The organism is Bacillus sp. FSL K6-6540, assembly GCF_038007545.1.
Map to the genome: position 1 here is coordinate 588,496 of NZ_JBBOXH010000001.1, position 20,027 is coordinate 608,522.

Sequence of the window (20,027 nt, forward strand, 5' to 3'; positions counted from 1 at the left end):
ATCACAAAAACGAGCTTCCTGCCATGATATTTATTACATTGAGCTGACATTCTTTTAAATTCGACAAAATAAAACAAATTTCGCTATAGACTCAAGCTAAATAATTCCTCTATGATAGAAACTAAATAGCTCGACAAGCTATTATGAAAGCGCTATCCAAGACTTCGCAGGACGGCATGATCCTGAATCTAGGAGGGAATCCACCAAACCAGGGATATAGCAGAATCTGTTGTTAACTGAATAGAAAGCGTATTCATGATATGCAGGTGCCTAGGAGCGGGGCGTTAACACAGATTTTACATATCGTTAATACTCGCATGATCTTATAACTCTATCATAAGAGGTGTTCATAATAAGGAGGACACGCACTTATGACAGATCAAGGGAGTCGCCGTCTTCCCGTTATTGCTTCGATTACCAAGCTGGACAGATCGACGCGGCTGTGAACAGCGCGGTGGAACGGGTGAACCTGATGACAGGCGACATCATGAAACTAAGGGATATCGTAAACCGACTGCACTCCTCAGGCAAAAAAGTGTTTGTCCATCTGGAAATGGTAAGCGGCATCGGCCGGGATAATTCGGCAGTGCAGTATTTGGCGGATTCGTACAAGATCGACGGGATCATTACGACGAAGACGAATACGGTATTGGCTTCGCGCCAAGCAGGCATCAGCTCGATACAGCGCGTGTTTGCGATCGATACGACAGCTTTGGGAACCGCAGTGAAGATGATCGGACAAGCACGTCCGGACGAAGTGGAATTGATGCCGGGACTTATGCCCCGCGTCATCCGCGATCTGAAGAAGGAAATTCACTGTCCGCTCATAGTGGGAGGTTTTTTACGAAGCGAAGAAGAAATCGACGAGGCGCTGGCGAACGGCGCAGACCTCGTATCTACGGGAGACACGCGTTTTTGGACGTAACGGTCTTACGTAGGAATGACGGATTAACCACAATTACATATTTGCTAGGGGTGGAGACGATGAGATAACCCGAGTAGCAGCTACTTTAGCTTTTATAGGAGGTGGTGGCTCTTAGGTTGCGCTCTTTTTGACGTCTCTATTTTTGTGCGCTTTTTAAGGGATAGGCGGGCTGTTTGGATGGGGATTCTCCCGTTCCTATGGGATCCGCGTGCCGTTCCAACCGGCATTTGATGAAGTGGATCGACGGTAATTTTGGATGATGAATGATGAATAGATTCGAAAGGGGACAACAGATCATCTATGAAAAAGAAATCATGGTTGTTAATGTTATTGACCATATTTATGGTGATTACCACGGCTTGCGGAGGCGGCGGTGGAAGTGAAAGTGCCGGAGGAGAGGTCTCGCTGGATGACGTGGAAGCCGCTTCGATGGATATGAAGAACGACACGACACCCGTTAAAATCCAATACTGGCATGCCCACGCGGATGCCCAGCTTGAAGGCTTGAACTACATGATTGCCGAATTCCAGAAGAAATACCCTCATATCACGGTTGAGCCGGTGTTCCAAGGCGGTTATCCTGATCTTCACAAAAAATTATCGGCTGCAGTGGCTGCGAATGACGTGCCGGCCGTTACCAACGTCGAGGTATCATCGCTCGCCAATTTTGCGGACAGCGGCGTTTTTGCCGACTTGGGCCCGTGGATCAAGCGCGACGAAGTGAAGATGGACGATTTTGCTAAAGGGATGCTGAACGCCTATGCTTACAACGGCAAGCAGTTCGGATTTCCTCTCATCGTGAGCACCAGCGTATTTGTCTACAACAAAACGATGCTGGACGAGCTGGGTGTAGAGCCGCCTGCGAAGTGGGACGAAATCGAGGATTTCAATGCAAAAGTTACGAAAAAAGAAGGCGATAAAACGACTCGCTATGCCTTCTCCGTTCCAGGCTGGGACACATGGTACTATGACCCGTGGAACATTAACGGCGGCGGACAAATCCTGACGGAGGACCTGAGTGCTTCCGCTGTCGAGACCGAGGATTCTCTCCGGTACCTTCAGAACTTCTACAAGTGGCAAAATGAAGGCAGCATGCATATGGGCTTCGGTAAAGGGGCTTCCGACAATATGCGCCAGATGTTCCTGAACGGCGAAATCGCCATGGTGCAGCATACTTCCGCTATGCTGAAGATGTACCGCGAGAATGCGGACTTTGAGGTTGGCGTATCCTTTATCCCTGGCGATAAAGTGCGGACCTCCAACATTGGCGGCGCGGGGATCGTCATGATGGACGGCGCCGAGGATCTGGAGAAAGAAGCGGCTTGGAAATTCATCGAGTTCATGACTTCCGCGGAGCACAACATTAAATGGGCGGAATCCGTTGGATACCTGCCGACAAGAAAATCCGCGATCGAATCCGAGGAAGGCGATCAATATTTCGAAAGATGGCCGCAATACAGAGCGGTATACGAGCACTTCGACGAAGTAACGCCGCGTCTGCAGCATCCGGCTTATCCTGAATTCAGCGAAGTCTACAAAGAAGTCGTAGGGGAAATGGTATTGAACAAAAAAGATCCGACATCACTTATGCAGGATGCAGCCAAGAAGATCAACGATATTCTGGCTGACTATGAGTGATGCCTATGGAGACCAATAAAGCAATGACAAAGGCGGCGTCCGATCGGGCGACCGCTTCGGTCTCTAAACGGATGTCTCATACGTTGATCGAGAAGTGGAAGGACTTCTCGTTCGCAGTTCCGGCCTTGCTGTTTATGGGCGTGTTCCTGTATTATCCGCTGGGTTATTCCGTCTATATTAGCTTCACGAATTGGAACATGACCCGTCCCGTGAAGAAATTCGTGGGCGTCGATAACTATACGCGACTGCTGTCGAACTCGGATTTCTATCACTCCTTGAAGGTCACGTTCCTGTATACCGTCATGGACGTTGTATTCACGCTTGTCATCGGGTTGCTGCTGGCCTTGCTGCTCAACGTGTCATCGTCACGGCTGTTCGGCTTCATGCGCGGTGTCATCTTTATGCCGTATTACGTATCGATGGTTGTCGCGGCCATGGTGTTTACATGGATTTATAATGGACAATACGGGCTATTGAATTCCATTGTTTCCTGGTTCGGCGTGGAGCCGGTCGAATGGCTGACCAACCCTTCGACGGCCTTGCCGGCGCTGGTTGCCGTTTCGGTCTGGAAAGGCGTCGGCTTTGCAATGATCCTCTTTATTGCAGGCATGCGGGGGATTCCGGCCGAGTATTACGAGGCGGCCTCCATTGATGGAGCCAGCAAGTTCCGGCAGTTCCGCAACATTACGCTGCCGCTCTTGTCGCCGATGACCTTGTTTCTGGTCATTACCAGCTTTATTTCCTCCATGCAGGTGTTCCAGTCGATTGACGTCATGACCGATGGAGGTCCGCTCAAAGCAACGAATGCGATCGTGTACTGGATCTATACGATGGCCTTTGATGAATTCAAAACAGGAAGAGCCTCGGCGCTTGTCATGATTCTGTTCGTAATCATATTGCTGTTAACATTGGTACAATGGGTGGTCAGCAGGAAGAAGGTGCACTATGAAGGATAATTATATGGCTGGATCCGCCAAGAACCGAAAGACCATAATGACGCTCCGCGTAATCGGGGCCGTGATCGTGACCCTCGTCATGTTCTTTCCGGTGTACTGGCTGCTGATCAGCGCGCTCAAGACGCAGTCTGAGATGCGGATGGCCGTTCCTACATTCTGGCCGGAAACCTTTGCCTGGCAGAACTTTGCCGAAGCCTTCCGGGTTATCCCTTACGCGCGGTTCTTCGGCAATACCTTGCTCATGGCGGTCGGAACCATTATTCTGCAGCTGAACGTTGCGCTCATGGCCGCTTATGCATTCGCGAAGGGGAAGTTCTGGGGACGGGACGCGCTGTTTCTGTTGGTGCTTGCCGCGTTGATCGTGCCGGAACAGGTAATTTTCGTTCCCGTGTACGTCATGATGTCCAAGCTCGATTGGTTGAATACCTTCTGGGCGCTCATCGTGCCTCACGGGGCGTCCGCCTATGCGATATTCCTGCTCCGGCAGGCGTTCAAATCGATTAACAACGACGTGCTGGAAGCGGCGCGCGTGGATGGAGCCGGCCGATTCTCCATTCTGTACAAGCTATTGTTTCCGATGGCGATGCCGACGATCGTCACCATGGGCGTGTTGATCTTCATCTCGTCCTGGAACTCGTATTTCTGGCCGCTGATCATGACCAACAACAACGACATGCGCGTGCTTACGGTCGGTATCGCGATGCTGCGGGATTCCATCGCCGGGAATGAAGCGATGTTCTTCAACGTCATTATGGCGTCCAGCGTCATGGCGATCATCCCGATCGTGCTGGTTTTTACGGTGATGCAGAAGCATATCGTGGCCGCGATGGCGAACTCGACGTTTAAATAACCGCATAATCATATGTTGCGGAATTCAGGACGGTGTGGAGACGGTGGGTAAGGATACACCGCCATACCGTCTCTTTGTTCGAGCGAAGGACATAAAGCTAATTCCTGCGGTGCGCAGCAGGGATCGGGAAGCCCACGGCGAACAAACCTATAGAGCTGCAAACGGCCATTTCGATTGCGTAAGTCCGTCTCCTTGCGGCGGCAGTGTGATCGAGGCCGTCAATCGACTTATATATGGAGGGAATGGCACATGGAAGTACGGGGATTAGCCCATCGAGGGTATCCGCTCAAATTTCCGGAGAACACGATGCTGGGCTTTCGGAAAGCGCTGGAGCTTGGTTTCTCGCACCTGGAGCTGGATGTCCAGCTGACGAAGGACGGCGTGCCTGTCGTGATTCATGATCCCACGGTTAACCGGACGACCAACGGAACCGGAGCGATCAATGCCTTCACGCTGGAGGAAATACGCAAGCTGGATGCAGGCCGGGGGGAAGTCATCCCCACGCTGGAGGAAGCGCTGCTGTTTGCCAAGGATCGGATGATCGTTGACATCGAGCTGAAGCAGATGGGGGACACCTATCTCGGGCTGGAACAGAAGGTCATTGACGTGATCAAGGATACGGGCATGGAGAAGCAGGTATTCCTGACCTCCTTCGATCATTATTCGATTGAACGGGCCCGTTCCCTTGATCCTGACATCGAGCTGGGGCTTGTGATTTACGGGGCGACGCCATCGGTCTTTCCTTATCTGGAACAGATCGGCGCTCGCTATGTGTCCGTCAAATATGTATACGTGACCCCTTCGTTTATGGAGGAAGCGCGCAAGCGGGGGATTCAGCTCATCGTCTGGACGCCGGATGACGAGGCGGTATTGGCATCCCTTGCCCAGTATCCTGAACTCTTGATCGTAACGAACAACTTGGAAGGCTGGGCCAAAGTGTACAAAGAAAAGATTGCACTGAATGCTTAGCGTTTTCAGGGACTGACTTGCGCGCAGCGGATTGACCTATTAGGACACTTGCATTTAGGAAATGCCAAGGGTCTTTCGGGGCAAGGCGAACCTAAAGTCGAAATGTGCATAGAAAAAGGATCTGCCCTAGTCTCGATTTAGGGGCGGATCCTTTTATTATGAATGGCCGAATCCTGCTTGTTTCGGCTGCTTATGGCAGCGGAAAACGCCGCGGGCTTCATCTGGGCGGACGAATTTGAAAATTTAATGAAAATTTTCAGTTGACCTGCGGACAATTGTCCGTTAGAATAAAAAACGCGTTACCGGACAATTGTCCGTATAGACAAAAGACAGGGAGGATAAGGTCTTGGATATGGGAGTGGGGCCAAGTTCGGCCAAGATTGATTTAAGCAAAATAAAGAGAGGGCCGATCGTTGCCGCACTGATTATCGGCGCGTTCGTGTCCATCTTGAATGAGACACTGCTGAACATCGCTTTCCCAAGCTTGATGGAGCAGTTTGGCATTGGGGAGTCGACGGTGCAGTGGCTTTCCACATCTTACATGCTGGTTGTCGGTATTCTGGTGCCGGTCACGGCGCTGCTGCAGCTTTGGTTCACGACAAGACAGATGTTTATTGGCGCTATGTCGCTATTCCTGATAGGTACGATTATATGCGGTTTCTCGCCGGTATTCGGGGTGCTGCTGGTAGGCCGTATTCTGCAAGCCGTCGGAACGGGGCTTATGCTGCCGGTTCTGATGAACACCATACTTAGCATTTATCCGCCTCAGAATCGCGGAGCCGCAATGGGTATGATCGGTCTGGTCATCATGACGGCACCGGCGATCGGGCCAACGCTTTCCGGTTTGATCGTGGATGCGCTGAACTGGCGCTGGTTGTTCTACCTGGTCATTCCGCTCGCTGCGTTCTCCATCGTGTTTGCCGCAGTGTTCCTGAAGAACGTATCGGAACTGACCAAGCCGAAAGTCGATTACATTTCGATTATTCTGTCTACCATCGGTTTCGGGGGAATCGTATACGGATTCAGCAGTGCCGGCGAAGGCACCTGGTCTGATCCGAAGGTCATATGGTGCATTACGGCCGGGGCTATCAGCTTGCTGCTCTTCGTATGGCGCCAGCTGAAGATGGAGGAACCGATGCTGGATCTGCGTACCTTCAAATTTCCGATGTTCTCTCTCGTGACCGTGCTGATGCTGGTACTTATGATGAGCATGTTCTCCACCATGATCATGCTGCCGCTGTTCCTGCAGAACGCTCTGGGCTTGACTGCGCTATCGGCGGGTCTGGTCATGATGCCGGGCGGGATCATCAACGGATTGATGGCGCCGATTACAGGAAAGCTGTTCGATAAATTCGGACCGCGCGTTCTGATTATTCCCGGCTTGGCGCTGCTGAGCATCGCCATCTTCCTGTTCTCGCGCATCGACGCTTCATGGACGGGTGGTTATGTCATCTTCCTTCATGTTATGATGATGATAGGGATTTCGATGGTTATGATGCCGGCCCAAACCACGGCTTTGAATCAGCTGCCGCGCTTGCTGTATCCGCATGGAACGGCGATCATGAATACGCTGCAGCAGGTCGCGGGAGCTGTCGGTATGGCGCTCTTTATCAGCATCATGACTGCAGGTGCTAAAAATTACGTTGAAACAACCGGGGATCTCAATCCGGTGCAAAGCATGGTTGCTGGTCTTCATAATGCTTTCGTAATCGGGCTTGTTCTTGCAATCATCGCTTTCGTGCTGGGCTTATTTGTTAAACGTACGTCTTCACCCGTTGAAGAAAAACAGTCTGCCGCATAAGGTTCCCGTTTGTTTAATTAGAAAGGGATGCGTGCATTGCCGAAAGAGAATGACGAGTTGGGTCAAAAGATTTTGGATACGGCTCAGGCCTTATTTAACAAATACGGAGTCGAGGACGTCTCCATGCATCAAGTGGCCAAAACGGCGGGAATCGGTCAAGGTACCCTTTACCGCCGGTATCCCAGCAAGAGCAAGATTTGCTTCACGCTAATGGAAGCCAAGATCGACCGGTTTATGGAAGGGTTGGACGTTTATCTGCGCAATAGCGAAGGTGAAACGGTAGCACACCGGCTTCGGACGGTAATGACGAAGGTGATTCTGCATTTCAACGAGGATCTGGAGTGGCTCAGGGTGATGCTGACCTCTGACCGTCTGGAGGAAACCAAGAACATTATGTGCGAGAACCCGCCCTTCACGTATTTGCGCTTACAGATCAAGCGTCTGCTGGAGCTTGCGGCGGAGCGGGGGGAGCTGATGCCCCTGGATCCTCTGTTCACCTCCGTGATGCTTGCATCCCTGCCGCGGGCCGATATTATTCTGTACATGCGCGATATGGGATACAGCGCGGAACAGATTGCGGAGGAGTATTGCCGAAGCTTCGTGGACCCGCTATTCATACAACGCTAATTGATATATTCACTTACAGTACAAAAGCCGTTTCGGGAGATTGGAAAAGTCGCCCGGAACGGCTTTTTGGTTTATGCTCGGCCCTTGGACTTTCGATTTCAATGCAACATTTGGCAGATGCGTCCGTCAGTATAGTTGTACATGATAATCTAAGGCACCTAGAAAGGATGATGAACATGAACAAACAATGGAAAAAGCAAGCAGCGACGCTGATGGTTGCGGCCATGGCGGTTTCCGGCGGCGCAGCGGCTTATGCGGCACCCCAAACCGGAGACATTCAGGAACAGAAGCCGGTGGTGATCTCGGCGATCATTGATTATGGTGTTCTGGTCAACGGCAAGGAAGTGGCTGGAGCCGGATTCATGAATGCCGGCGCGAAACAGGTCATGATCCCGCTGCGCAGCGTATCCGAGGCGCTCGGATTCGAACTGGAGTGGAATCAACAAGACCGGTCTGCGGAGCTAACCCAACCGGGATCGCCGATCTGGACCCTCGTGCAAACGGGCAAAGATCAGTATGCGGTTAACAAAATGTATAAGTCCCTCGGCGCTGCTCCGATGAACGTAAAAGGCACGCTGTATGTTCCTGCGAGCTTCTTCAGCGAAGTGCTCCGGGTTAACGTCGCGGTTGATGGAACGAAGGTAAACATCACGTCCGAGGAAGAGGTTAAGAAGGAAACCGTGGTTGGAACCATCACGGAAGTTATCCATAACGAAGAACGCAAAGCCGTTCATATTAACGGCACGGGCACCGAAGGAATCGTGCTGAACGTGGATGAGAACACGGTCATCCGCGATGCGGAAGGCAAGAAGATCGAGCTTAAGGATCTTGCAAAAGGCATGAAGATCGAAGCGGTGCACAGCCTGGCGATGACGATGAGCCTGCCTCCTCAAACGTATGCTTACGAAATCAGCGTGAAGTCCGACAAGGAAGAGACGGAGCAGCTGGCTACGGCCGGCGCCATCACCGACATCAATGCGGATGGCGGCAACCTGCGCGTAACGATCAAGGGCAAAGGGTTGACGGGAGAATCCCCCAATGAGGTCGTCCTAAATCTGACGCCCGAGACGGTTGTCGTGAATAAAGACGGCAAAGCCTTGAAAACGAGCGACTTGACTGACGATGCGGAAATTATCGGCTACTACGGCCCGGTATTGACCAAGAGTCTGCCGCCAATCGGCAATGCCATCAAAATCGTTCTTCAATAAGTCATAAACGGGAAGAAGCCTGGCGGCAGCGCCAGGCTTCTTTCGGAATCCTTAATGATACAAGGGAGGGAGCGGAATTTCCTTATCGTAAATGGTGATGTTTAAACGCTTCTGTTCATCGAGTGAAGCGAAGAATACCTGATCGAGGAGAATTCCCCGCTGACCCAGCTGAGTCTCCAGCCATTCTCCGGTAAGGTTTAATTTTCGGAGGGTAATCGTTTGAATGCGTCCTTCTTTGACGACGGCGTAGGACAGGCCGGCATTCTGCCGCTTTAACTTCAGGTCCTCCAGCGTGACGGGGGTCTTCTCCATCTTTTTCAGGATGGATAAGGCACCGCTCGGCTCCAGCACGGCCATATCGACTTCAGCCATATCGAAGATCTGTTCCTTGCGCAGCATTTGCAAAATGTTATCGATGGAGTAACGTGCTTTTTTCATATTCGGATAAATGAACTGCCCGTCTTTAACGACAATCAGTGGTTCAAATGTAATCCACTTGCCGATGCGCCGGCTCTTCACAAGCAGGATCGAGGCAAGCTTCTGTAACAAGCCGATGGCGATGATCGCAAAGGCGGTATGGATATGTTCGATTTTGGGATCCGCGATGTCTGCTCCGACCACGGAGCCGAGGGACAGGATAATGATGTAGTCGAAAACGGGAAGCTCGGCGATGGAGCGGCGGCCCATGAATAGGGTAACGCCCAAGAGCAGCGGGTATATGGTATAAATTCTCCCAAGCACTAGCAGAAGATCCTTAAGGAGTTCCATGGCACAGACCCTTTCCGAAGATTTTGTGGTCCTTAACTAGAAGGGTGGGCAGTTGTCATGAAAAATATGTATATACGTCCATTTCCAAGTCTCGATCATGGCTTTTTCTCCAATCTATAGACGAGATTACCTAAGCCTTCGTTTGCGCAGGTATATTCCCTTCGCATGCCGAATACTGTACAACAAAATCGTCCATGACGGATGGAGGGAAACGGATGAAGCGCAGTTGGGTGAATTCGCCGTATTCATTTTCGCTGGGCATGTTTGCCATGATGGTTCCGAGTCAGGCGTTCAGCTCCTTTTACATCTTTTTTTACGTCGATACCTTGGGTCTTGGCATAGGGCTGGCATCTCTGGCACGAACCGTATTTCTGATCTGGGATGCGGTAAACAATCCGCTCATGGGGTATTGGTCCGATCGCACCAGAACCAGGCTGGGACGGCGCAGGCCGTGGGTATTCGGGGCGATTCCGCTCTTCATGCTGACCTTCGTGCTCGTGTTCTCGCCGCCGGAAGGATTGTCTGAGAACGGGCTGTTTATGTGGTTTTTGGTTGCCCTTATCCTGTATGAAGCCGTGGCAACCGTATTATGGGTCAATTATGGGGCGCTGTTCCCCGAACTGTTCCGCGGAGACCGCATCCGGGCGAAGGCCTCGGCCATCCAGCAGGGCTATCAAGTGGTGGCATTGTTGATCGGTACTGCGCTGACTCCGATCATCTATGACGCCATGGGATTTTCGAACATGGCGATTCTGTACGCGCTGCTGTTCGGCGTGTTCATGTTCCTGTGCATGATGAGCGTCCGCGAGGAAGAGGCGTTCAGCGCAAGCGAGCCGCTCAAGCTTGTCCACGCGTTTCGTGAAACGCTGCGAAACAAGAAGTTCTGGGTGTTCAACATCTCCAATTCTTTTGCCCAGACGGTGAATGGGCTGATAAGCTCCACGATCCCTTTTTACGCAAAATACGTGCTCCGCATCCCGGACAATCAAGTGTCGATTCTGCTGGCGGCCGTGTTTGTATCCGTCATCCCCTTGGTGTTCGTGTGGTACTGGATGATCCGCAGGATGGACGGCGTGAAGGCATGGCGTTTGTCGCTAGGGATATATGGGTTATCCGTCATCCCTCTGTGGTTTGGCTATGATCTGATAAGCGGCATTCTGGCAGGGATCGGGGTAGGGTTCGGTCTGGCGGGATTTCTGGTTACGCCGGCCATGGTTAGCGGCAACATCATCGATGAGGATGCGGAGCGGACAGGGCTTCGCCGAGAGGGGATTTATACGGCGGTCAGCGGGTTTATTACGCGTTCCAGCGGATTGATCTCCGCCCTGGCGTTTTTTGTCGTAGGCATGATATTCGGATATGAAAGCGGTGACAACCCGGGAAGCGATCCGGAATCGACCTTTCGGTACTTAATCAGTGTCGTTCCCTTATGCCTGTTGGCCATTTCCTTCGTGCTGTCGTATGCGACCAAAATCGAATTCTCAAAATCCATAGGAGGCGGGCATGACCATGGAGCGAAGACTGATCATCAACTGTGACGATTTCGGACAGAGCAAGGCCATGAATGAGGCGATCCGGCATCTGCTGGAGGAGAATAAAGTTTCATCGGCGACCATCATGACCGTGGCCCCCGGCTTTGAGGAGGCAGCCTCCTGGGCCGCACGCCGGCGCCAACCCAATGTGGGGCTGCATCTGACCTTGACGAGCGAATTCGAAGCTTTGCGGTGGAAGAGCTTGACCGGTCATTCTTCGTTGCATGACGCTAGCGGTCATCAATACCGGACGGTTCAGGAGTTTGAACGGGGAGCGGAGACGGGCGCCGTGCTAAAAGAGCTGGAGGCGCAATACCGGCTGGCGAAGAAGGCCGGCATCCGCATCAGCCATGCGGATAACCACATGGGCAGCCTTTACGGGATGGAAACGGGGCGGAGCCTTATCCCGCAGATGCTGTGGAAGACTTCCCGCTGGCGCCTCCCCGCGCGCTTGTTTCGCTATATTCATCCGGAAGATCCGCTGCTCAGCACGCTGCCGAATATCGAGCGGCCGGTGGCGCTTGCCTCCAGCCTGGCCGATACGTTCGGCGTGCCAATCCCGGATTATCTGCTCTCGCATCCGTTTCCCGTCGTCGAGGGAGAGACCTACGAGAGCTTCAAACAGTCGCTGATCGATAAGCTGTACAGACTCCCCGAAGGGGTCAGCGAAACGTACGTTCACCCGGGGGTGGAGGATGAATGGATGCTGGCGAATATTCCGAATTGGGAGAAGCGGGTATGGGAGTACCGCCTGCTGTTTGATGATGATTTTGCTTACGGTTTGCGGGATGCCAAGGTGATCCTGACGGATTACCGCTACGTGGAGGAGCATTTGAAGCGTCCCCGCGTGCGCTCGGCGGTGAAGCTGATGAAGACAATGGCCAAAAAAACGTAAGCCTATGCTAAAAACAAGCCCTGCCGCGGCACCGGCAGGGCTTGTTTTCGGTTAAGTACGCTGGGCTCGCACTGTCATGTACGGTCTCGTATCGACGTTACTTCGCTTCAGCTTCCAGCTTGGCAATCTGTGCCTTGTATTGGTCCAGCAGTTTCGCCAGCGCTTTTTTAATGGCGTCGGCGTCCTTGGAATCCATCGCTTTGAAGAGGTCGATTCGGGCATGGATAAACGCCAGATCCCCATCGTCGATCTTCACTTCCAAACTTTCTGCATCGCTGATTTTCATTGCCTTCACGCTGGCTGTCTCGAAACGGATCACGTCGTGTTTCCCGTCGCCGGCATCGGTTTTCACGGCTTCCGCTACTTTGATGGCGGTACTTTCGAGAGGGGCAAGCTCCTTGATCTTGGTAATCTGTATATCCTTGATATCGCCACTGTCCACGAATCCCTTGACAGCTTCAGCCGGAACAGCCTTCACGGCAATGGATATTCCGAAATCGCCTTCTGCCGCGACCGGCTTTACCTCGCCGTTGTCTGCAACGACAGCAGCGGCCTCCGAGAAAAAGAAGGTTCCCTCGCTTCCGGCAAGCTTGCCGTATTTCGCCAGCGTATCCTTCCAGTCCTGAACCGTTTCCGGCGCGTATTGTTCAGCCAACTCCAACGGATTCGGCATAACGGAAATGGTTGCCGTGGTGGCAACGGGGGCGCTTTTACCTGTTTGGTTCGGTGCATCGGCTGGGGTTTCGGCACCCGAGGCATGGACGGGAAGAGCTGCTGTTCCAAGAAGGGCAGCGGATAGGGCGAGCTTGCCAAATAGTTTGTGTTTCATCGTATTAACACTCCTTATCGGGGTTGGTTTGTCTTACAGTACCCAGTGTACGAATCAGCATTGGCAGAACATTGGTGTATTTGTGGAAAAACAATGGCATTCCCCATTCGCTTTGTGCCGATTGGTATACTAATGAAGAGATGAAGCTCGGAGGTAATGATATGAACCAAACCTATCTCATCGCCGTTGTGGATGACGATGTGCATATACGAAATTTGGTGGAGGCTTATTTGCGCAAGGAGGGTTACCGGACGGTGGGCCTTGGCACGGCGGAGGAAGGCTGGGACATGTGGAGAACGAATCCGCCGGATATGTGGGTGCTCGATATTATGCTGCCCGGCATGGACGGTTTTGAATTGTGCCGGCGGATCCGCGCGGAAGCCGAGGTCCCGATCATCATGATCTCGGCCAAAGACAGCGAAGTGGATAAAATATTGGGGCTTGAGCTGGGAAGCGATGACTACATGGTCAAGCCGTTCAGCCCTCGCGAGTTGGTTGCCCGAATCAAACGGCAGCTGAGCCGATGGTACAAATTCAATCACGCGGATAATGTCCCGCGGCTTGCCGCCGCTTCCCCGGAGCTTAGCAATGGGCGGCTTCAGTTACTGCTGGAGGAGAGGCGCGTGTTCTGGAACGGGGAAGAAGTGGATATGACCAACAAAGAATTCGAGATGCTGAGAGTGTTTGCCGAGCATCCGAACCGTGCGTTTACCAGGGACGAACTGCTGACCTCCGTATGGGGGGACGATTATTATGGAAGCGACCGGGCGGTTGACCATCTCATTAAACGGCTGCGCAAGAAAGTGGAGCAGCTGCCGATCGAGGCCATATGGGGACATGGATACCGAATGAGAACGGATGGGGAGGAATCGTCGATATGAAGCTGGTCCATCAGATCAATCTTGCGTTCGCTTTGTCGCTTATACTCGTGCTGTCCGTGACGGCCGTCGTCATTCATTATGTGCTGCTGGACCACTTTATCGGCACGCAAAGAAAGGACATGCAGTCCATTGGGGCGGCGCTGACGGCAAAGCTGGAAACCGCGGCTGCACAAAGCATCCCTATCGAGAGCGAGCCTTTGACCGTTAGCGGGTTTGCCTCTGCGCAGGTTGCCGAGGTAGGCGTTATTATTCAGGACAGCCAAGGGAATATAGTCCGCTCGACTCCTGTAACCCCTACCGCCCAGTACATGGGCATAGCAGCAGCCAGACCCGATAGCATAGCTTCGTTTAAATCGTCATCGGTGGACGGGCAATTCCTAACCGAGGTTACGGCAGTTCCCCAAGGGACGATGACGCTGATTACGCCAGTGAGCAAAATCAAGGCGATTGAGCAAGCGCTGATGGCGCGCTTGATGCTCGTATTCGGCGCAGGGGCCGTGGTCATGGTGATCTTAAGTCTATTCATCACCAAGAGGCTGATTAAGCCGCTCATGCATCTGCAGGAAGAATTGAAGAAGGTGAAGGAACGCCAATTCTCCGATGTCCGGCGCGTGTCGGCAAGCGGGGAGCTCGGCGCCGTGGCAGAGTCCGTCTACGAAATGGCCGGTGAGCTGGAGCGGTACAATCATGTGCAGAAACAATTTTTCCAGAACGCTTCGCACGAGCTGAAGTCGCCGCTCATGTCCATATCCGGATATGCGGAAGGAATCCGGGACGGCATATTCGAAGGGGAGGATATTCGCAAAGGGCTCGATATCATTATGAGCGAGAGCGGCCGGATGAGAAACATCGTGACCGAGATGACGCTGCTGGCCAAGCTGGACAGCGAAGATGATATTTTCAAGGCCGCAGAAGTCAATATGAAAGAGCTTGTAGAGGAAACGATCGAGAGGATCAATCCGGTTCTGGTGAAAAAAGGGCTGTTCGTGCATCTTTCGTACGGGGATAACGAATCGTTGACGGTGTATGCCGACCGGGATAAGTTGCTGCAGGCGCTTCTGAACATCGTTTCGAATGGGGCGAGGCATGCAAGCAAGCATATTTACATTCAAGCCGGTCTCCAAAAAGGTCGGGTGGTGCTCACCGTATCCGATGACGGCGATGGGATCTCCGAGGAACTGCTGCCGTATCTGTTCCACCGGTTTGTGAAGGGCAAGAACGGGGAGACGGGGCTCGGTTTGGCGATTGCCCGGGCCATCGTGGAGCGCTGCGGAGGCCTGATCACGGCGGGGAATCGCCAAGAGGGAGGCGCGATGATCTCGTTAGGCTTCCCGGTGCACGGGAAGGCTTCCATAGCTTAGGGTCTGTAACCATCCATCTTAACGGACGTCAATGGAAATCAAGCCGTTTGGGGTAAGAGGGGCTTTTTCTGGGTATTTATACTTAGAGAAAGCCTCATTTTTTGCGCAATCACACATATTATTCAATATTCCCTAACAAAACGCGTAAGCTATAGAGGATTTCAAGTTGAAAGGCAGAATTCTGTATATATCCGGGCAAGCTGGATGATAACAGGTGACAAGCAAGATACAAAATAATCAAAAGGCGATGGTGATGTTGTCCATGGATATGCAGTATCGAGTGGAGAAAGATTTTCTGGGGGAAAAACAGCTTCCTATAGATGCCTATTACGGCATCAATACGGTCCGGGCGGTAGAGAATTTTCCGATCAGCGGGGTGCCCATTCATGCCGAGCTCATCTCGGCTCTCGGAGAAGTAAAGAAAGCGGCCGCACTGGCTAATATGGAACTTGGCCTGCTACCGAAAAAGATAGGCAGCGCCATTATAGAGGCGGCAGACGAGATCATCGCAGGCAATCTCCGTTCCGAATTCATTGTCGATTCCATTCAGGGCGGGGCGGGCACTTCGATCAATATGAACATGAATGAGGTATTGGCGAACCGGGCGCTGGAAATTTTGGGAAAACAGAAGGCCGAGTATTTCTACTGCAATCCTAATAATCATGTCAATATGTCGCAATCCACGAACGATGCCATTCCGACGGCGATCCGCATTGCGTCGTACCGTCTGACCCAGGATCTCCTTGGGGTGTTCCGGACCTTGGTCGCCGGCATTCAGGAGAAGGCCAAGGAATTCGACGATGTCATCAAGATGGGACGCACGCATCTGCAGGATGCGGTACCGATCCGGCTTGGACAAGAGTTCGGGGCTTATGCCAACGTGCTGACAAGGGACATCCACCGCATCGAGCGGGCAGCGCAAGGATTATTGGTTGTCAATATGGGCGCGACGGCCGTAGGCACCGGGTTAAATGCAACGCCGGACTATATGCAGAGCGTCGTCCAGCATTTGATTGAGCAGACAGGCTTCTCCCTGAAGCAAGCCGAGGATTTGGTGGACGCCACCCAGAACACGGATGCATACATGGAATTATCTGCTGCGCTTAAAGTGTGTGCGGTAAACTTCTCGAAAATGTGCAACGATATCCGCCTGATGGCTTCCGGACCGAGAGCCGGCTTGAACGAGCTGAACGTGCCTCCGAGACAGCCGGGCTCGTCGATCATGCCGGGTAAGGTCAATCCCGTGATGGCGGAGGTCATGAACCAGGTGTCGTTCCAGGTGATCGGCAATGACCATACGATCAGTTTGGCTTGCGAGGCCGGGCAATTCGAGCTTAACGTCATGGTTCCGGTCGCCGCCAACAACCTGATGCACTCCCTGAAAATTCTGAAGAACGGCATGGACGTGTTCTACAAGAATTTGATGGTTGATCTTACAGCCAATAAGGAACGCTGCAAATACTTCGTGGATAACAGCTACGGCATCATTACGGCATTGAACCCGCATCTGGGTTATGACGTAGCCTCCAGGCTGGTGAAGGAAGCGCAGAAGACAGGCCAAAGCATCAAGGAGATCATCCTGGAGCAGGGACTTTTGACAGAGGAGCAGATTCTGGTCATTCTGGATCCTTACCACATGACCTCGCCGGGCATTGCGGGAGAAGAGTTCCTGTTGAACCAATAAGGATGTCTTTAACGATAAATAGAGCTGACCCCGATCGGGGTCAGCTCTATTTTTTGCGTTTATGGATTGTCGAGTGCCGCTATGAGGGAGGCGATGACGTCCTTCTCGGCATCATGTAGCACCTTGTTCGTTTGCCACTGATGGATTTCTTGTTTCACTTGGGCAACATCCTGGTAACCGAGATGGTACGCTATGCTTGAGATGACGCTTTGCCTACTTGCTTCGTCACCCAAATCAGCAAGTGCCTGCACCACGCCCTCCCTGTCTTTCGCAAACAATTCACCGACGATGGCGGCATATTGCTCGGCAGAGGCACCGTCGAGATTCGTTGTTGCGAGGAACATGCTCGCATAATGCTCGGGTTGGATGAGGGAGCGATGGGTATACAGCAGCTCCAGCGTTTCCAGCATTTTGCCGCTGCTCAGGCGGTTATATTCCGTCCAGTCCATGCCCTCCAAGTGAGCCAGCATGTTCGTGGCTTTATCCTCGGCACTCATGTCCTCTCCTTCGTACAATGATAATACGCGCTCCGCCGGACTTTCATGGTCCGTCACTGCACTTGTCGCAGGTTCGGAGGGCGACGAAGCCGGCGCTTTGGATGGGGTGCTCGAACAGGCTGTTACAAGAATCAGAAGAGCAAGGACGAAGCCGTAATAAGCTGCATGACGTTTGATCATGGATTCTCATCTCCTTTATAGTCTAAACGGATATTTCCTGTAAATAGTTACATAAAAAGGAGGGAGATATCGAGCTCTTTCCCATGATAAGATGAAGGCTGCATATTCGCATGCTCATTAAGTTTACGGTTGGGCTCCATTTGCCGATAAAAGTGTTAGAATAAACATATGTGACATGAAAGTGGCAGTATGATAAAAAGGGGTATGTGATTTTGAACAATCGATTTGGTGTGATAACCGATCAGGAGATCATTCAACAAGCAAAGCAGCAGTGTATAGACCAGGGGATGAACCCGGAGCTTCTTCCAACACATACTTATCGATTGAATGCTGAAGCACTGGCTGCAAGGCGTGCCAAATATAACGAATATATCGAAGTGATCCAAGTCTTCGTGAATAAATTCCTTTCCTCCGGATCCGGGAACCCTGTCGTGATTACGATGACGGATAACGAGGGCTTCATTCTTGATATGGAGGGGGACCCGACCATTATAGAAACAGCCCGTTATTTGGGCATCATGGAGGGCAGCGGGTATTCCCAAGAAGACGGCCCCAGCTCGATAGATCTGTGCCTTCGGTACAAACGGCCGTTTACGTTGATAGGAGAAGATCATTTTCATCACATTCTTCACCGCATGGCCTGTTATTCGGCTCCCTTTCACGGCGAAGACGGGAAGGCGATCATAGGGACGATCTCCCTAATGACGAACAAGGAGTTTGTTCACCCGCATTTATATGCCTTGCTCTGCACGATGGCCGATTCCCTGGAACGGGAGATGGTGACCCGCAAACAGAACACGCAGCTGCAAACCTTGAATCAGGTGCTGCTGGGAACGAAGCATTACGGCGTGATCATCACCGATGCGGAGGGCCAGATCCTGCAGATGAACGAAACCAGCTTAAGCCTGCTGTGCCCGGATGCCGGCGACCGTGACCGGACGAAATACGTGGGCCGCCCGGTGTTCGGCATCAAGCCGATTGGCGAGTATTATGAGCGGGTGATACACGGACAGGAGATTTGCATCGGAGAAGAGCTGTCCCTTGAGATATCCGGAAGCATGCACCACTATATCCTGGATGTTCAGCCGGTGTATGACCGGGAAGGGCAGCTTATGCGGGTCGTGGGCTCTCTGCGCGACATTACGGAGATGAAGCGTACGGAGGAAGTGCTGCGGAATACGGAGAAGCTGGTGTTTGCCGGCCAGGTTGCCGTCAGCATCGCCCATGAAGTCCGCAATCCCCTCACGACGGTAAAAGGAATGCTTCAGCTGGCCAATAAGGATGCCGCTCTCCGGCACTATGACCTGATCATGTCCGAGCTGGAGCGGGCCAATCTGATGGTAGGGGAATTCATGATCCTGGGCAAGCCCCAGGCGGCTGTGTTTAAGCTTGAGAATTGCGGCGAGATTCTGGAGGAAGTGCTTCATTTGTTCGCCATTCAGGCGAGCCTTGGCGGCATAAAGATGACTCAATGTTTCGGCCGGAATGCAACGATTCTGTGCGACCGGAACCAGATCAAGCAAGTCTTTCTCAATATTCTGAAAAATGCGATGGAGGCCCTGCCGTATGGCGGAAACATACACATCCAGATGGATGTGGAGGATGAATATCAGCGCGTGACTTTTACGGATAACGGCTCCGGAATGACGGAGGACGTGCTTCAACGGATCGGGGAACCATTCCATACGACTAAGCCCGACGGCAATGGGCTGGGCATCATGATCGTCCACCGCATCATGGAGAGCCACAATGGCCGGATCGTCATCCGGAGCGAGGAAGAGCGTGGAACATCGGTTGAGATCCGTCTGCCGATCTCGGGCCAAAGCCTCTCTAATTAATCTGATTAACAATTAAGGTTATGCAGCATGATACGGATCAACAGAAACAGCGCTGGCTTAGGCCGGTCCTTGAACGACAAAGGACCGGGCGGCAGCGCTGTTTTTTTGTAATATGAAGTATCTTCATCATTATTCCCAGTAACGGGACATGATGTCCGTAGCCCATTCGGGCTGCTTGGTCTTTGTCTTCGGCAAAAATTCCTCCATGACGGGTTTGATATCAACGACGGGTGTCCCGTCTACGGCATCCAGCCCTTTAACGAAAACGGACCTGCCGTCCCTGCTTACCAACTCCACTATGGTGGCTCCTAGCTTGTTGGGACGGTTCTTACCGCGCTGGGCGAAGATACCGACCTTGGGAAAGCTCGGATTATTTCGCGGATGTCTCGCCGCGTATTGGATGCTGTCGTCCTGGACGAGATGGAATACATAGATGATTTCAAGGTGGCTGAACGTTTCAATCCCATCCAGGGAGCTTTCATCCCATGCTTCGCCAAGCTTGATCTCCGAGATGACATCCCCCCAATAATCATCCTGAATCGCCTTTCTTTCGTTATGTATCGTTCCGATCGCCTGGATCGTATACAT

Annotated in this window: 19 protein-coding genes; 15 read left to right on the forward strand and 4 right to left on the reverse strand. The window is 52.3% G+C overall.

The features are described from left to right. Positions 1-442: 442 nt before the first annotated feature. From MHH82_RS02495 to MHH82_RS02535, 9 genes are all read left to right on the forward strand, one after another. Complete coding sequence (locus tag MHH82_RS02495; RefSeq protein WP_340962962.1) at positions 443-925, forward strand: glycerol-3-phosphate responsive antiterminator; 483 nt, start codon at positions 443-445, stop codon at positions 923-925. A 300-nt stretch (positions 926-1,225) separates the two neighbouring features. Continuing rightward, positions 1,226-2,563, forward strand: coding sequence for an ABC transporter substrate-binding protein (locus tag MHH82_RS02500; protein WP_012818699.1), 1,338 nt, complete (start codon positions 1,226-1,228; stop codon positions 2,561-2,563). Then, positions 2,563-3,519, forward strand: coding sequence for a carbohydrate ABC transporter permease (locus MHH82_RS02505; RefSeq protein ID WP_012818700.1), 957 nt, complete (start codon positions 2,563-2,565; stop codon positions 3,517-3,519). The genes MHH82_RS02500 and MHH82_RS02505 overlap by 1 nt, the downstream gene beginning before the upstream one ends. Beyond that, entirely contained in the window at positions 3,509-4,369 is an 861-nt protein-coding gene (locus MHH82_RS02510; RefSeq protein WP_009593684.1) for a carbohydrate ABC transporter permease, read from the forward strand. The genes MHH82_RS02505 and MHH82_RS02510 overlap by 11 nt, the downstream gene beginning before the upstream one ends. 43 nt (positions 4,370-4,412) lie before the next feature. Further along, a complete protein-coding gene (locus MHH82_RS02515) occupies positions 4,413-4,637 on the forward strand; it encodes a hypothetical protein (protein WP_340962968.1) in 225 nt (74 codons plus the stop codon). Continuing rightward, complete coding sequence (locus MHH82_RS02520; RefSeq protein ID WP_251500648.1) at positions 4,619-5,338, forward strand: glycerophosphodiester phosphodiesterase; 720 nt, start codon at positions 4,619-4,621, stop codon at positions 5,336-5,338. The genes MHH82_RS02515 and MHH82_RS02520 overlap by 19 nt, the downstream gene beginning before the upstream one ends. A gap of 352 nt (positions 5,339-5,690) precedes the next feature. Continuing rightward, entirely contained in the window at positions 5,691-7,139 is a 1,449-nt protein-coding gene (locus MHH82_RS02525) for an MDR family MFS transporter (RefSeq protein ID WP_397360276.1), read from the forward strand. Between the two features lie 27 nt (positions 7,140-7,166). Then, positions 7,167-7,766, forward strand: a complete 600-nt coding sequence (locus tag MHH82_RS02530) for a TetR/AcrR family transcriptional regulator (RefSeq protein WP_251500652.1) — start codon at positions 7,167-7,169, stop codon at positions 7,764-7,766. A 176-nt stretch (positions 7,767-7,942) separates the two neighbouring features. Beyond that, positions 7,943-8,974, forward strand: coding sequence for a copper amine oxidase N-terminal domain-containing protein (locus tag MHH82_RS02535; protein ID WP_251500655.1), 1,032 nt, complete (start codon positions 7,943-7,945; stop codon positions 8,972-8,974). 51 nt (positions 8,975-9,025) lie between these two features. On the opposite strand, the gene MHH82_RS02540 is transcribed toward MHH82_RS02535, so the two are convergent. Further along, positions 9,026-9,742, reverse strand: coding sequence for a DUF421 domain-containing protein (locus MHH82_RS02540; RefSeq protein ID WP_251500658.1), 717 nt, complete (start codon positions 9,740-9,742; stop codon positions 9,026-9,028). A gap of 215 nt (positions 9,743-9,957) precedes the next feature. On the opposite strand from MHH82_RS02540, the gene MHH82_RS02545 reads away from it, so the two are divergent. Then, on the forward strand, positions 9,958-11,280 hold the full coding sequence (locus MHH82_RS02545; RefSeq protein ID WP_251500671.1) for an MFS transporter: 1,323 nt from the start codon (positions 9,958-9,960) through the stop codon (positions 11,278-11,280). Further along, on the forward strand, positions 11,246-12,169 hold the full coding sequence (locus MHH82_RS02550; RefSeq protein ID WP_251500673.1) for a polysaccharide deacetylase family protein: 924 nt from the start codon (positions 11,246-11,248) through the stop codon (positions 12,167-12,169). Before MHH82_RS02545 ends, MHH82_RS02550 begins: the two co-directional genes overlap by 35 nt. A 97-nt stretch (positions 12,170-12,266) precedes the next feature. On the opposite strand, the gene MHH82_RS02555 is transcribed toward MHH82_RS02550, so the two are convergent. Then, entirely contained in the window at positions 12,267-12,998 is a 732-nt protein-coding gene (locus MHH82_RS02555; RefSeq protein WP_251500677.1) for a hypothetical protein, read from the reverse strand. A 161-nt stretch (positions 12,999-13,159) separates the two neighbouring features. On the opposite strand from MHH82_RS02555, the gene MHH82_RS02560 reads away from it, so the two are divergent. The 3 genes from MHH82_RS02560 (at position 13,160) to MHH82_RS02570 (ending at position 16,924) form a co-directional block, all read left to right on the forward strand. Further along, positions 13,160-13,879, forward strand: a complete 720-nt coding sequence (locus tag MHH82_RS02560; RefSeq protein ID WP_251500680.1) for a response regulator transcription factor — start codon at positions 13,160-13,162, stop codon at positions 13,877-13,879. After that, entirely contained in the window at positions 13,876-15,240 is a 1,365-nt protein-coding gene (locus MHH82_RS02565) for a sensor histidine kinase (protein WP_251500683.1), read from the forward strand. The genes MHH82_RS02560 and MHH82_RS02565 overlap by 4 nt, the downstream gene beginning before the upstream one ends. A 253-nt stretch (positions 15,241-15,493) precedes the next feature. Then, positions 15,494-16,924: an aspartate ammonia-lyase gene (locus MHH82_RS02570; RefSeq protein ID WP_012818711.1), complete on the forward strand. Its 1,431-nt coding sequence runs from the start codon at positions 15,494-15,496 to the stop codon at positions 16,922-16,924. A 59-nt stretch (positions 16,925-16,983) separates the two neighbouring features. Here the strand turns inward: MHH82_RS02570 and MHH82_RS02575 are convergent, their stop codons facing one another. Continuing rightward, positions 16,984-17,601 carry a hypothetical protein gene (locus MHH82_RS02575; protein WP_340962985.1) on the reverse strand — a complete coding sequence of 206 codons (618 nt, stop codon included), beginning with the start codon at positions 17,599-17,601 and terminating at the stop codon, positions 16,984-16,986. 206 nt (positions 17,602-17,807) lie between these two features. On the opposite strand from MHH82_RS02575, the gene MHH82_RS02580 reads away from it, so the two are divergent. Beyond that, positions 17,808-19,439: an ATP-binding protein gene (locus MHH82_RS02580; RefSeq protein WP_340962988.1), complete on the forward strand. Its 1,632-nt coding sequence runs from the start codon at positions 17,808-17,810 to the stop codon at positions 19,437-19,439. A 129-nt stretch (positions 19,440-19,568) separates the two neighbouring features. Here the strand turns inward: MHH82_RS02580 and MHH82_RS02585 are convergent, their stop codons facing one another. Then, the gene (locus MHH82_RS02585) at positions 19,569-20,027 is read right to left on the reverse strand and encodes an SAM-dependent methyltransferase (RefSeq protein WP_340962989.1); all 459 of its coding nucleotides are present in this window, start codon (positions 20,025-20,027) and stop codon (positions 19,569-19,571) included.